Genomic DNA, 14535 nt, shown 5'->3' on the forward strand with positions numbered 1-14535 from the left:
TGATTGGCCCGGCGGCGCCCGGTGCATGACGCGTGCATCAACCAGCCGGGGGGCGCGGCGGACGACCCGCCATCGCCCGAGCCCCCGGCGAGCAGAAGCCAGCGAGATGGTGTCCTTATGAGTCGATCTGTGTTCGGACTGAACGTTCTTTTCACCGTGGGCCTGGCGGCGGGGCTGGCCGCATGCGGCTCGGAGGCGGATCCCGTCGACCCCGGCGCTAGCGGCTCCTCTGGCGCATCCACGAGCGGCGGTTCCACCTCGGGAGCGACGTCGGGCGCAACGTCCAGCGGCGGCGCGGGCACGGCCGCGAGCACGGTCGCGAGCACGAGCAGCTCGGCCGGCACGGGCGGCGACTCGGCCGGCGCCGGCGGTTCGACGGGCGCCGGCGACGGCGGCTCGACGGGCGCTGGCGACGGCGGTTCGACGGGCTCCGGCGACGGCGGCTCGACGGGCTCCGGCGACGGCGGAACGATGGACCCTGGCAATGGCGGCTCGATGGGCTGCGGCAAGGCCGTGACGCGCCCCAACCCTCGCACGCAGCAGACGCTGATGATCGGTGGGGTGACGCGCTACTACCTGATTCACGTGCCGGAGAACTACGACCCGAGCAAGCCGCTGCCGCTGGTCTTCGGTATCCACGGCCTGAACATGAACAACGTGTGGGCCGCGCACGACAACAGCGGATTCCAGCTCATCCAGGAGACCAACAACCAGGCGCTGCTCATCTACCCGCAGGGCTTGCCGGCGAACGGGCAATCCAGGCCTCCGAGCACCGAGTCGCAGTGGGGCACTGCAGACTCCAACTGGGGCGGTCCGCCGCCGAACGCCAATCAGGCGCGCATGACGGCCGACCTGGCGTTCTTCGATGCCATGGTGGAGCATGCCAAGACGAACTACTGCGTGGATACGAAGCGCGTCTTCGCGGTCGGGTTCAGCCAAGGTGGTTTCATGACGAACACGCTCGGCTGCGAGCGCGCCTCCGTGTTCCGCGGCCTCGCCCCGGTCGCTGGATGGGGCCCCAACGGCTCCCAGCCCACGTGCAGCGACGCCAGCGCCGCGCACGCGCTGATTCAAACGCAAGGCGACACCGACACGACCGTGACCCCCCAGCTGGGACAGGCGACCCGAGACTTCTGGCGCGGCCGGAACGGCTGCCAGGCGACCACGATGCGGTCGAGCTTCGGCGACGCGTGCGTCGAGTACCAGGGCTGCAAGGAGGGCCAGCCGGTCGTGTACTGCACGCACTCCGGCGGTCACAACGTACCGTCCGGCGCGGGCGGGCGAGCCTGGCGCTTCTTCCAGTCGCTCAAGTGAGCCGCGCGGGCCGTGAGTGAACGCGGCCTCCGCAGGCGGTGGACTGAACGAGATCTCTTCGATGCATGGATTCTCGATTTTCAGATGAACAAGACAGTCACTGGTTGATGTTTGCATTGTAACTGCGCTGGAATAGCTGATTCGTCACCCGAGCTTGGTCAGGAGGCTATGATGACCCCACCGTCTTTTTTAATGACCGGCTTGCCACGCGGCATGCGGGCGCTGGGCGCGGGGCTCTGCGTCACCGCGCTCCTGCTGGCGGGATGCACGGGCGCCTTGGGCGATCCGGATCCGGAGGGGGGCGGCGGCCCTCCTCCGGACGTCGGCGGCGACCCACCCACCGGCGGGGTGGCGCGCGGCATCGACATGCCGGGTGGGCCGAAGTACCACCGGTTCGTGCGCCTAACGAACTCGCAGTGGGCGCGCAGCGTGCAGGTGGTCCTGAACCTCGCCGCGCCGCCGTCGCTGTCCGACGGGTTCGAGAAGCCCGTCGCCGGCACGACGGACTTCACGAACAACGAGCACCTGCTGAGCGTGAACCAGCGCTCGTGGAGCGACTACCAATCGGCGGCGGAGGCGCTCGCCGACGAGGTGACGGATTCGGAGGAGGCGCTCGCCGATGTTTACCCGGGCACGGACGCGGCCGGCTTCATCGAAGCCGTGGGGCGCCGCGCGTATCGCCGTCCGTTGACGGACGACGAGACCGCCAGGTACACGGATCTCTTCGAGGCCGGATCGGCGATGTCCGGCGCGAAGAGCACGTTCGCCAAGGGCGCGCAGCTCGTGATCCGGACGATGCTCCAGTCGCCGCACTTCCTCTACCGGACGGAGCTCGGCGAGGATCGCAAGCCGCTCGATGGTTACGAGATCGCGGCCAAGCTCTCGCTCTGGCTGCGCGACGCCGCGCCGAGCGACGAGCTGCTCGACAAGGCGCCCACGCTCACGACACCGGAGGCGATCGCCGCGGTCGCGAAGACCATGCTGGAGGAGCCCACCGCGGCCGAGGGCATGCGGTACTTCCATCGCGAGCTGCTCCACTTCGATCGCTACGCCACGATCAGCAAGCTCGGCGTGCCGAGCTACAAAGAATCGTTGAACGCGGAGTACGAGGAGAGCGCGTACCTGTTCTTCGACAAGATCTTCGCCGAGGGTCTCGGCGTCAAGGAGATCCTCACGTCCACCAAGGGCTTCGTGGGGCCGGGGATGGCGAGCCTCTACGGCCTTTCGCCGAGCGGGAGCGGCGTCGTGGAGCGAGACCTCGGTCCCGATCGCGTCGGCTTCTTCTCGCAGCTCCCTTACCTGACGCTGAACGCCCTGAACGATGAGTCGGACTCGATCCACCGCGGCGTCAGCATCAACCTCGACGTGCTGTGCGCGCCGCTCGGCGCGCCAGCCCCTGACATACCGCCGGTCCCGCCCCTCGAGCCCGGGCAGACGAACCGTCAACGCATCACGCGGCTCACCTCCGGCTGCGGCGGCGCGTGCCACAACCAGCTCATCAATCCCGTCGGCTTCGCCTTCGAGCACTTCGACGGCATGGGGCAGTATCGGGACGAGGAGAACGGAGGCTTGCCGATCGACAGCAGCGGTGTCTACACGTTCTCCGAAGGGGACAAGTCGTTCGCGGACGCCGGCGAGCTGATGCACCACATGGCGGAGGGCGAGCAGGCTCACCTCTGCTACGCCAAGAAGCTCGCGAGCTTCGCGCTCCAGCGCGACGTCGTCCCGTCGGATTTGCCGCTCGTCCAGACGCTCGCCGAGGTGAGCCGCGGCGCCAGCGGCTCGGTGAAAGAGATGATGCTCGAGCTCGTGAAGAAGGAAGCATTCCGGACTCGCATGGGAGGTACGCTGTGAACCCCAAGATCGCAATGAACCTCGCTCCTCCGAACGCAGCGCACCGGCGCGGCATGAATCGGCGCGCGTTCCTGCGCGCGGGCGGCGTCGCCATCGCCCTTCCCTTCCTCGAGGGTCTGCCGTCGCGCTCCGCCTGGGCCGCAGACAGCACGCCCGTGTTCAGCCTCTACATCGTGGCGGCGTGCGGCGTGGTGGGCAAGAAGTTCTTCCCGGACAAGACTGGCCAGCTCACGACCGACGGGCTCGCCGCCATGACGGACAAGGCGACGCACGTGCTCGCGCCCCACGCCCCGAACCTGCTGTTCATCCGCGGGATCAACTTCCCGATGAATGGGCCCAGCAACTGCGGCCATGCGCAGGGTCTGTGTCAGTCGCTCACCGCGCGCCCGGCGCAGGGCGGCGGCAAGACAGCATCCTCGGGCGGCGTGTCCGCGGACGTCGTCGTCGCCAAGCTGGTGAACGAGGGCGGCGCCGAGCCGCTCACGCTCTACGCCGGCAACCGCAAGAACGGTTACATCGCCGAGCGCATCTCTTTCAAGGGCGCCGGCTCCGGGCAGGTGCGTTCTGCGGACGACAACCCGTACACGCTCTACTCCAAGCTCGTCGGCCTGGCGGAAAGCGGCGGCGGCAGCAGCGGTGGCAGCGGCGGGCAGGTCGCCGATGAGCTCATCCTCAGCCGCAAGAGCGCGAACGACTTCGTGCGCGAGGAGCTGAACAGCCTGATGCGCATGTCGGCGCTGAGCTCCGCCGACAAGCAGCGCCTCCAGCAGCATTTCGAGGCCATCCGCGACGCCGAGGTCACGATGGGCGAGATGGCCAGCACCTGCAGCCAGGCGGGCCTCTCGACGTCGGAGCTCGATGCGCTCAAGAGCGGCTTCGCGTTCAAGACGAACGGCATGATCGAGGACGTCGCGAAGCTCCACCTCGAGCTCGTGGCGCTGGCGTTCGCCTGCAACTTCAACCGCGTGGCGACGCTGCAGCACGGCGACGGCACGGATGGGACGAAGTATGCGGTACCGGCGAACGAGAAGCTCGGGTGGCCCTTCCACCACATCAGCCATCGTGTGCAATCGGACGCCGCTACGGGCAGCAACCCGACGGCCGAGCAAGCGCACGCCGAGATCGACGTGCTCCGCATGAAGACGCTGCTCCACGGCCTCGATCAGTTCAAGGCGCGCGGCCTGTTCGACAAGTCCATCCTCATGTGGACGAACCACGTGTCGGACGGCCCGTCGCACAGCTTCCAGAACGTTCCGACGATCATCGCCGGGGACGGCGGCGGCTACCTGAAGCAGGGTGCTTACATCGACGCCGGAGGCGTCACGAACAACCGGCTCTTCAACGGCCTCATCGCCGCCGCCGTTCGGGACAAGACCCAGTGGACGGAGAACTTCGGCGAGGGCAAGGGCTCCGGGCCCATCGACGACATGCTCGCCTGAACGGCACCGCCCGCGGCGTGCCTCCTCAAGTTGTCACACAGAATTGTGCACGCCCCCATGGGCTCCGGGAGACACCCGTGAGCAGACGACGACGCACGTCGTGAGCGTGGCGATCGCACGAGAGGAGATCTTGATGCAAGCAATGACGCGAGGAATGGCAGCGGCCATCGCCGTCATCCTGTTCGGCTGCGGTGCTGACGACGCGCTGCCCTCGGGGACCAGCGGCACCCCGGCGGGATCGAGCGGAGCTGCCGGCTCCACCGGCTCCGCCAGCGCTGCGACCACAGGCGCCGCGGGCAGCGGCGGCGGCGATGTGAGCGCGACCAGTGGCACGGCGGGTGGGGGCGCCTCCGACGGAGCGACGGGCGGCTCCAGCGGAGCGGCGGGCCTCGGTGGCGCGGGGGGCGCCGGTGGCGCGGGCGGCGCGGGGGCGGGCGCGGGTGGCGCGGCGACGTGTGACCCCGCGGACGTGACCCCCGCTCCGACGCCGGTCAACGTGAGAGCCATGGGAGCCGCGTTCACCGGCTCACACGAGGTCGTGGTCGAGAAGGACCCTGGTCTGTCTGGCCGCACGATTTACAGGCCAAAGGACCTGGGCGGCGCCGAGAGGTACCCGATCGTTGCCTGGGGAGAGGGCGCCTGTTCCTTGAACGGCACCACCAACCCAGATTTTCTGGGCGAGCTCGCGTCGCACGGGTACCTGGTGATCTCCGACGGCGAACCGAACGGCTCCGGATCGAGGCCCATGGTCGAGGACTACAAGGCCATGGGAAAGCCCCTGATCGAGTCCCTGGATTGGGCCATCAAGGAGAACGGGCGAGCGTGCAGCCAGTACTACCGGAGCCTGGCTGCCGACAAGACCGCGGTCATGGGTTGGTCCTGCGGCGGACTGATGGCCGAGGGTGCCGCCGGCGACCCGCGCGTGACGACCGCGGTGATCTGGAGCAGCGGGATGATCAACCCCGATCAGAAGATCCTCGACGCGCTCCACGCGCCGATCGCGTTCATCCTCGGCGGCCCCGATGACGTCGCTTACCCGAACGGGACCCGAGACTACCGGAACACCCGCGACGTGCCCGCCGTCCTTGCGAGCACCAACGTGGGCCACGGCGGCACCTACGGCCAGGACAACGGCGGAGTCTTCGGCAAGGTCGGCGTCGCCTGGCTGGGCTGGCAGCTGAAGGGTGACATGGGCGCGACCGGCAAGGGCATGTTCGTCGGCGCGAATTGCGGCCTGTGCACCGACCGGGCATGGACCATCGAGTCGAAGAACATGGACTGACGTGCGGCGCGCGACCGGCGCTCCCAGACTCGGGCGGCGGGCTCGTGGATCAGCGCGCGGAGGAGCGAACATGGGTCGCGACAGGGGCGAGCGGACCTCCGGACCGTTCGGACGCGCGGACGGGGATGGGATGTCGGGAGGGGACCACGACTCGGACGCAGGGAGCACGGCGGGCGGGCCCTGCCAGCTCGACGGGGGCCCCGCTCCCGGCGGGGTGTCCGCGCGCATCGATGGCGAGATTGACTACAAGGCAGCGTGCTGGGCGCTGCGCGCGCGCGTCGAGGAGCTGGAGAATGAGCTGGCCAGTCGGCGCGGCGAGCTCGGGCGCGAGAGAGGGTTGGCCAGCGCGGCGGCGGCGTACCTCGACGCTCCGTTCGCTCTGGGCGCCACGCAGGTGCCGGCGCTGATCCACTGGCGCCAGGATGGCACCGTGACGCGCTGGAACGACGCCGCGGCGTACCTCTTCGGCTGGAGCGAGGGCGAGGCCGTGGGCCGCCGGCTCTCCGAGCTCGTGGCCGAGGATCCGGTGTCGCCAGAGGAGGTGGAGGCGTTCAACCACGATCCCGGCGAGAGCCTCTTCGCGACGACCACGAGCGCGGGCAGGACGAGAGAGGGAAACGAGATCACCTGCCGGTGGACCTACGCCGTGCTGCGCGACGAGCGAGGCGACGTCCGAGAGATCGCGGCCATCGTGGATGAAGGCGACGATCCGCGGCAGAGGGAGCGCCTGCTGCACGAACGCTATCAGATGCTCCTTCAGCTCGTGGACAACTCGCCGAACGTCATGTTCATCAAGGACGCGGAGGGGCGCTACGTGTTCGTCAACCGCCATTATGCGCGGGCCATCGGGCGGCACGCCATCGAGTTCCTCGGCAAGGACGAGCATGAGTTCGGCGCCACGCCGCCCGGCGTGGCCGACCGGATCGTGGCGAAGGAACGGGAGGTGTTCGAGAGCGGCCAGGCCATGCGGTACCAGGAGGTCCTGGACTACGGCAGCGAGAATTTCTATTTCTCCACGGTCAAGTTCCCGGTTCGCAACGAGCGCGGCGAGCTGGTCGGCGTCGGCGGCGTCGTGAGAGAGGACACCGACCTGAGGCGCGCGGAGGCGGAGCGGGCCGCGCTGCAGGAGCAGATCATCGCCGCGCAGCAGGACGCGCTGCGGGAGCTGTCGACGCCGCTCATCCCGCTCGCCGACGGCGTCCTGGCCATGCCGCTCATCGGGACGGTGGACGGCGCGCGCGCGGGGCAGATCATGGAGACGCTGCTCACCGGCATCAGCAGCCAGCGCGCCCACACCGCGATCCTGGACATCACCGGCGTTCGCGCCGTCGACACGCTCGTCGCCGATGCGCTGACGCGGACCGCGCGCGCCGCCCAGATGCTCGGCGCGCGCGTGGTGCTCACGGGCATCCGCCCCGAGGTGGCGCGCGCCCTGATCGAGCTCGGCGCGGACCTCACTGGCATCGTCACGACGGGCACCTTGCAGAGCGGCATCGCCTACGCGCTCCGGCCCACGGAGCGCCCGCGCGTCGCCCGGTGAAGCGCGCCATGGCTGCATCCTAAAGAGACCGAGACCCCTCCCCCGCGCGGGGACTAAAGCGCGCGACCCGGCTACGAGCTCGCCCCGACGCTCGCGAACGCGCCGGGCGTGACCGCCGTGCTCGAAGGCCGCGCGCCGGTCCATTTTCTTTGACACCAGCAGTGTGAACGCTCACTGTGCGCCTCGGGGTTTCCTTTCGCGTTGCCCTGAACAGGCCGTCGTTCGCGCCGGCCCTTCGTCCCTGGGCCCGGGCTCGCCCTCTGCGCCGATTCCATTCGCCTGGTCGTCGCGGACGCGAGCAACGGCGAGGTCGCGAGGGCGTCGCGTGTCGTTTCGGCGGCTCTCGGTCGATCATCCCGACGGCGCAGCGGAGCTCGCATCCTGCGGCTCTCCGCTTCGGCGTGCGTGGGACGGAGGAATGCGATGCGTATGGTTCAAGAGAATGGTTCGCTGTGTGGGTCGCGCGAGCGGAACGATGCGGAGATCCGGAGACCGCGCCGCTCGACGTGGGCCACGCTGGTGGGGACTGCCGCGCTGGTGGCGATGTTCAGCGGGTGTTCCGATGATACGGAAGGAGCGACGTCGACCAGCTCCGGAGCCGGCGCAAGCACTACGACGGGCGCGACCAGCGGGGGGGCGACGAGCGGCGGCGTGACCAGCGGGAGCGCTGGAGGGGGAGACGCCACGAGCGGCTCGGCAGGCTCGGGCGGCGCCGGGGGCGCCGGCGGAGCGGGCTCGGGTGGCATGGGCGGCGCATCCGACGGTGTCGGAGGTACCGCGGGCGACGGAGGTGCAGGGGGCAGCGATGGCGCGGGCGGCGGCCCGGCATTCCAGCCCTGCCCGGCGAGCGGCCCCTGCAAGATCATGCCCTTCGGCGATTCAATCACGCAGGGTTTCAACGTCGCCGGCGGCTACCGCGCCCCGCTGTTCCACCTCGCGCTCGAAGCGAGCCGCGACATCACCTTCGTCGGTTCCGCCAATGATTACAGCGTGCCCACGGTGGACGGAGTGACGTTCCCGAGGAACCACGAGGGTCACGGCGGCTGGACGATCGAGGGCAACAACGGCATCGCGAAGCTCGTAGACACCAGCATTCCGAATTACAAGCCCAACATCATTACGTTGATGATCGGAACGAACGACATCAACGGTAACATCAACGTTGCGGACGCACCGAATCGCCTGGGCAAGCTGCTCGACTCGATTTTCACGCGTGATCCGAACATCCTCGTGGTGCTCGCGCAGATCGTGCCGTCGAGAACGGACGGCACGAACAACGCCATCAGGGCCTACAACGCGGCCATGCCCGACCTGGTTTCGACGCGCGTCAGCAAGGGGCAGCACATCGTGCTGGTGGACATGTACACAGCGTTCACCAACGACACGAACTACAAGCAGTCCCTCTTCGCCGACAATCTCCACCCGAACCAGGCAGGGTATAACCGCATGGCCGATGTTTGGTTCCAGGCGTTGAGTCCGTACCTCCGCTGAAATCGAAAGGGGAACGCACACCGGATTTCCGACAGCGGAGCTCCCGGACAGGATACGCCCGAACGAGGCCGGCTGCGTGCGTATGGCGAACGTCTGGTACGGGGCGATCGGCGACCTCTTGCGGTGAGACGACGTCGCGGTCGCGCCTTCCCCCCGCGACCCTGTTGCTCGCGCCGCGTCGCGTGACGGCGCCGGCCAGTACCTCGAGGAGCGCCGGCCGGCGTCGTTGAGCTCGCGCCGGCCGGCGTTCCGCCCTTATGACGGCTACGTCAGGTTCGTGAGCGGCCCGGTGCAGAATTTCGGGTCGCCGAACGTGTTCCGGTTGTCGCCGAACAGGTTCAAGATCGAGACGAGCAGATCGTTGTGCGGGCGATTGTTGTACCGGAGCCAGCGTCCAGCGCGCAGGCCTCCGCCGCCGCCGGCCAGCAAGAACGGCATGTTCGACTTGTTGTGGCTCGGCGGATCCTGGAGCTCGGACCCGAAGAAGACGACGCTCTCGTCGAGCAGCGAGTGTCCCCCCATGTCGATCTTCGCCATCTCCTGAAGGAGGTAGAGGTGCTGCTGCGAATACCAGTTGCAGATGCGCTCGCACTCGGCCGCCCTGAAGCCGCCGTCGTGCTGGTAGAAATGGTGGTGCTCGCTCAGGTTGAGCCAGGGGAAGGTGTGCTTCGCCTCGGTGTCGCTCCACTGCAGCGTGCCGACCGCGGTGATGTCGCAGGCGAGCGACATCACCATCATGTCCATCATCAGCTTGCCGACCTTCGGGATCGCCGCGTCGGTCGAGGTGTCCTTGACCTTGCCGTCGTTGTCCGCGTTGAGCCCCGTGCGCGGGTTGTAGTCGGACGTGTCGACCCTCGTCGGCGCCTTGCACGCGCTCGTCTCGACCGGCACGCTGTCGAGGCTCTTCTCGATCTCGCGGATCTTCGTCAGGTGCTGGTCGATCTTCTGCGCGTCGGCGGCGCCGAGCCGCGAGGACAGGGCGGAGTAGCGCCCGTCGAGGAAATCGAGGATCGATTTCTTTCGCGCGAGCCGGCGGGCGGCGTCGTTGCCGGCGCTGGGATCCAGCGTCCCGAAGAGCTCGGTGAAGATCTCCGTCGGATCGAGGCGCGGCGGGATCGGCCTGAACGGCGCGGCGCTCTCGAAATTCGCGGAGTTCATCGGTGACAGCAGGCCGTGGGACTTGCCCGTCGCCCAGCGCACCGCGATCTCGATGCTCGCCTTCGCCTTCTTACCGGCGGAGATCCGGGAGGCGATCACCTGATCGACGGACGGTCCGCCCCCGTAGCCGCCGTTCGGGGCCTGGGTCGTGCCCGAGAGCCAGGCGATGATCCCGGCCTGGTGCTGCTCACCGATCGCGCTCTTCATGTCGAGGCCGTCGACGACGATCAGCTTGTCCTGCACCGGCGCGAGCGGCGACAGGATGGGCCCCAGGGTGAAGTTCGTCTCGTTGCCGGTCGGCCGCCAGCGGTTGAGCACGGTCCCGCCCGGCGTGTAGACGCTGAGGAAACGCTTGGCGGGGGTGGCTTGCGCGCTCGCCGTGCGTTCGGGGCCCATGATCTCCAGCCAGGGGAGCGCGATGGCGATGGCGCCAGCGCCGCGCAGCACGGCACGTCGGCTCATACGAAAGTTCGACATAACCATCACTCCTCCTGGGCAGCCATGTAGTGGAAGGCATCCGTCTGCGTGAGCTCGATCAGGAGCTGCTTTACATTGTATCCGGACGCCTTGAAGGCGTCCGTGACAGCCTTCTTGGTGCAAGCGTCCCCGGCGCGAAGCGTGAGACCATAGCCGTACTCGGCCCAGTGCGTCGCGAAGCAGTTCTGCACCGCCTCGGTCTGGGCGAGCCCCTGCACCAGCTCGACCGGCCCGTTCACCTTGATGTCCGTGCCCGGGACCGCGCCGCTCGCGTCGATCGGGACGTCGTTCTCCGTCGTGCGGAACAGCCCGACCGCGTCGTAGTTCTCGAGCGGGAACCCGACCGGATCCAAGAACTGGTGGCACGTCGCGCAGACCGGATCCTTGCTGTGCTGGCTGAAGCGATCCCGCGCCGTCGCGCCGGTGTACGGATCCGGCGGCTTCACCCTCTCCAGGATGTCGCCGGTGGGGAGCGGGATCTTCTGGCACATCAGCTTGTCGAGCACGAACCCGCCGCGGACCACGGGGTTCGTGTTGTTCGAGTGCGTCGTCCCGGCCATCACGCCCGCCTGGGTGAGGAGCCCGAGGCGCTGGGTCGTGTCGAGCTGCACCCGCTGGAACTCGTCGCCCGTCACGCCGGAGACGCCGTAGAACGCCGCGAGAGGTCCGTTCATGAACGAGTACGGGGCCGTCAAGACGGACGCCCAGGTGCCGTTCTCCTCGAAGATCTCGTGCTCGATCAATCGCTGCGTCTCTTCGTGCAGGAGCGAGCCGATCGTCCGCGAGAAGGTCGGGAACAACTCCGCCTTTCGCTCGAGATCCGCGAGGCTGCTGATGGGGAGCAGGTTGTCGAAGAAGTACCGGACGGTGGCCCGCGACCGGGGATCCTCGAGCATGCGCTCGGCATGAGCGCGCACGCCCTCCTTGGTCGAGAGCTCACCCGCCTGCGCCGCCGTGCGCAGCTTCTCGTCGGGCATCGTGCCCCAGAGCAGGTACGATAGGCGCGTCGCCATCTCGTCGCCGGTGGGCCGGCGGAGGTCGGGGCGCTCCGCGTCGGGCGCGCCAAACTCGATGCGGTAGAGGAAATCCGGCGATTGAAGCAGCCCCTCGATCACCGTCGCGATGCCGACGTCGAACGTGGCGTCCGTCCGGCCGGCGCTGTACAGCCCGAGGAGCTCGTTCGCCTCGCCGTCGGCGAGCGGCCTTCGGTACGCGAGCGGCGCGAGTCGCTCGATGATCGTGCGCGCGCACGCTTCCTCGCCCTCCGCCGTCACGCCGCGCGCGCAAGGGTCGAGCTTCGCGAGCGCCTCCGGGGTGGCGGTCGCGCGCTTGGCGACGCCCTCCGCGACGGTGCCCAGCTGCTCGGCGAGCAGGCCCGAGACCGACAGCGTGTCCGCGTCATTGCCGAAGCCGTTCCCGACCTCCTCGCTCGGAAGCGAAATGGCTGGATCGGTCGTGTCGCCCAGGAGGTCGCGGACGGTCTTGTTGTATTCGTAGCGCGTCAGCCGCCGCAGCGGCGCTCGCCCGGGGTACACCGTGCCGTCCTCGCAAGCGGCCGGGTCCGTCGGGCCCGTGCCCGTCCCCGTCCCCGTCGAGGTACTCGGCGGGTCGTTCGGGTCGTTCGGTGTGGAATCCTTGGAGCCAAACCCGCCCAGGTCTCCCGTGCAGCCGCTGGCCACGATCAACGCGATCGAGACAGCTAACCGAGAGCCCAGGAGAGGAAGCGCCTTCTCATGATCTGAGGGCCTAACCATGTTCTCTCTCCTCGCCCGCTGTGGGCACGCTAAAGTGGAGCGCAGGCGGGATCTGGTGTTTACCCTCGCCCGTATCGCGACAGCTCGTGGCCAGTTCGGCCTGAAGAAATTTCTACTACCTGCCGAGAAAATCCATCGACCACTGCATGGCGGGGCGCGGCTGGCCGCCCCTGATGAGGCCCGACTCCCTCACCCATGTCGTGCCATGGATGTGGCCCCAGAGCGTGATGCCCTTGGCGTTCTCGTGGTCCCAGAACATCGTGAACTGCTCCTCCATCACCCGCCTCTGCCTCTCGTCATCAAAGCCATGTGGGCTCCTGTCGGGACGGTAAGGAAACGACTCACAATGCAGGCATCAGCGACGACGATGACGAGATGTATGTGGATTGCGGTGACACGACCATCGAGGTAGCCGCGCTCGCGCGGACCACCCCCTGCGCACCGACGCTACCGGTGAGCAGCGTCCATGATTTTTCACGACAATCGTGGAACAACCGAGGTCTGTCGCGTTCTCCGGTGGCTCACTCCTGGCGAAGCGCCGACCGCCGTCGTTCGGCAATCCTCTGCGCAACGATCGAACGTAACCGGCACCAGGATCGACCCGATACTCGACCACGAAACTCGCGATACGCATGGCGACCCACCCAGAGCAAAGCGAAAGGATACCTCTGCAATGTGAACGCTCACATCCCGGATGTCAACGCCTATCGACCGTTCCGCGCGAGTCCGCCAACCCGAGGAAGGACAAGGCCGGCAGCGGTCCTCCGGAGCGCCGCGTCAACAGCAGACGCCGAACCGTGGTCGTCAATGTCAGCGTCAACGTAAACGTAAACGAGGTCGTGGTCGTGGTCGTGGTCGTCGACGGCTCGGTCGTGAACGTCTCGCTCCGTCGTTCCGCTACCCTCCGTCGACCAAGCATTGCGACGGAACGTTCACGTTTACGACCGTGTCGTAAACGACCACGACCACGACCACGACCACGACCACGTTCACGACCAACGACCACGTTGCACGGAGGGTGTGATCCTCCGGGTCGTGGTATTGAGCGTATACCCAGGTTCCGGGCTCCCCCGCGGACGCCGGAACCGCAGCAGCGGGCTCAGCCGCGCGAGGGCTGCCGCTGTTCCAGGAGCCCGCCCGATTCCCCCTCGCCCACCGGTCCCGCCGCGCGCATCGACTGCAAGGCAGCGATGATCTCCTCCGTGACGCACAACCCGCCCGAGACGTAAGACGGCGCGAGCGGCTTCAGCGGCGGCGGGAGCACCTCGGCGACGCGCGCGCCGATGGCGTCGCGCGACGCCGCGTGCCCCTCCTCCTCGGCCGCGGCCCGGAGCGCCTGCGCGAAATCGGCCGCCGTGGGCCAGCGCGCGTCGCGATCGCGCTCGATCGCCCGCGCGACGGCGGCCGTGACGGGCTGGCCCACGCCCTCGCGCTCGGTCGAGAGCGGCGGCACCTCGCGCTCCAGGACGGCGTGGAGGGTCGAGACCATGTTGCCGCCGGCGAACAGCCGCCTGCCCGCCAGCACCTCCCACGCCACGACCCCGAGCGAGAACACGTCCGAGCGCCGATCCAGCGGCCTCGCGTTCGCCTGCTCCGGCGAGAAATAGCTCAGCTTCCCCTTCACCATCCCGGTCTTCGTCCGCGTCGTGCGGCGCAGGGCATAGGCGAGCCCGAGATCGCAGATGGACGCCCGGCCGTCGACGCCGACAAGGATGTTGGATGGCGAGATGTCCCGGTGGATCACCTGGAGCAGCTCCCCCGAGCTGTCGCGCGCCTCGTGCGCCGCGTGCAGCCCCTCGGCGGCCTGCGCGATGAGCTCGATCGCGTCGCCGACCCCGAGCGCCCCGGGCGCCCGGGTGAGGTGCTTGAGGGTGACCCCCACGACGAGCTCCATGACGATGTACGGCGCGCCCTCGTCGAGACCGTAACCGAGGACAGGAACGAAATGGGGGCTCTCGACGCGCGACGCGATGCCCGCCTCGTCGAAGAGCATGCACGCATAGCTCGACTCGAACCGCAGATCGGCCCGGATCCGCTTCACCGCCACGAGCGACCCGCGCTCCGGACCCGCGTCCCCTCCGCCTGCAGCGCAGGCGCGACGCGCGATGAAGACCTCGGCCGAGCCGCCCCTGGCCAGCTGCAACAGCAGCTCGTAAGGACCGACGGCGCCCAGGTCAGAAGAATCCATGCTCACTGCTCCGGGCGGCGGGTTATCACGTCAATGGT

Annotated in this window: 10 protein-coding genes; 6 read left to right on the plus strand and 4 right to left on the minus strand. The window is 68.3% G+C overall.

Annotated features, from left to right (window positions below):
- Positions 1 to 117 precede the first annotated feature (117 nt).
- The 6 genes from WME97_RS25110 (at position 118) to WME97_RS25135 (ending at position 8920) form a co-directional block, all read left to right on the plus strand.
- The gene (locus tag WME97_RS25110) at positions 118 to 1314 is read left to right on the plus strand and encodes an alpha/beta hydrolase family esterase (RefSeq protein ID WP_437540664.1); all 1197 of its coding nucleotides are present in this window, start codon (positions 118 to 120) and stop codon (positions 1312 to 1314) included.
- 192 nt (positions 1315 to 1506) lie between these two features.
- Positions 1507 to 3168 carry a DUF1592 domain-containing protein gene (locus WME97_RS25115; protein ID WP_437540666.1) on the plus strand — a complete coding sequence of 554 codons (1662 nt, stop codon included), beginning with the start codon at positions 1507 to 1509 and terminating at the stop codon, positions 3166 to 3168.
- Positions 3165 to 4607, plus strand: a complete 1443-nt coding sequence (locus WME97_RS25120; protein ID WP_437540667.1) for a DUF1552 domain-containing protein — start codon at positions 3165 to 3167, stop codon at positions 4605 to 4607. Before WME97_RS25115 ends, WME97_RS25120 begins: the two co-directional genes overlap by 4 nt.
- Before the next feature lie 133 nt (positions 4608 to 4740).
- Complete coding sequence (locus WME97_RS25125) at positions 4741 to 5889, plus strand: poly(ethylene terephthalate) hydrolase family protein (protein ID WP_437540669.1); 1149 nt, start codon at positions 4741 to 4743, stop codon at positions 5887 to 5889.
- A 70-nt stretch (positions 5890 to 5959) separates the two neighbouring features.
- Entirely contained in the window at positions 5960 to 7429 is a 1470-nt protein-coding gene (locus WME97_RS25130; RefSeq protein ID WP_437540671.1) for a PAS domain-containing protein, read from the plus strand.
- Positions 7430 to 7858: 429 nt separating this feature from the next.
- Positions 7859 to 8920 (plus strand): SGNH/GDSL hydrolase family protein, encoded by a 1062-nt coding sequence (locus WME97_RS25135; RefSeq protein WP_437540673.1) that lies wholly within the window; start codon positions 7859 to 7861, stop codon positions 8918 to 8920.
- A gap of 264 nt (positions 8921 to 9184) precedes the next feature.
- On the opposite strand, the gene WME97_RS25140 is transcribed toward WME97_RS25135, so the two are convergent.
- The 4 genes from WME97_RS25140 to WME97_RS25155 all read right to left on the minus strand — a co-directional run bounded on the left by WME97_RS25140 (position 9185) and on the right by WME97_RS25155 (position 14497).
- A complete protein-coding gene (locus tag WME97_RS25140; protein WP_437540675.1) occupies positions 9185 to 10540 on the minus strand; it encodes a DUF1552 domain-containing protein in 1356 nt (451 codons plus the stop codon).
- A 20-nt stretch (positions 10541 to 10560) separates the two neighbouring features.
- Entirely contained in the window at positions 10561 to 12234 is a 1674-nt protein-coding gene (locus WME97_RS25145; protein WP_437555496.1) for a DUF1592 domain-containing protein, read from the minus strand.
- Positions 12235 to 12424: 190 nt separating this feature from the next.
- Positions 12425 to 12586, minus strand: a complete 162-nt coding sequence (locus WME97_RS25150; RefSeq protein WP_437540677.1) for a hypothetical protein — start codon at positions 12584 to 12586, stop codon at positions 12425 to 12427.
- Between the two features lie 822 nt (positions 12587 to 13408).
- Complete coding sequence (locus WME97_RS25155; RefSeq protein WP_437540679.1) at positions 13409 to 14497, minus strand: serine/threonine-protein kinase; 1089 nt, start codon at positions 14495 to 14497, stop codon at positions 13409 to 13411.
- Positions 14498 to 14535 lie beyond the last annotated feature (38 nt).

The organism is Sorangium sp. So ce367 (assembly GCF_051520455.1).
Classification (GTDB): Bacteria; Myxococcota_A; Polyangia; order Polyangiales; family Polyangiaceae; genus Sorangium; species Sorangium cellulosum_B.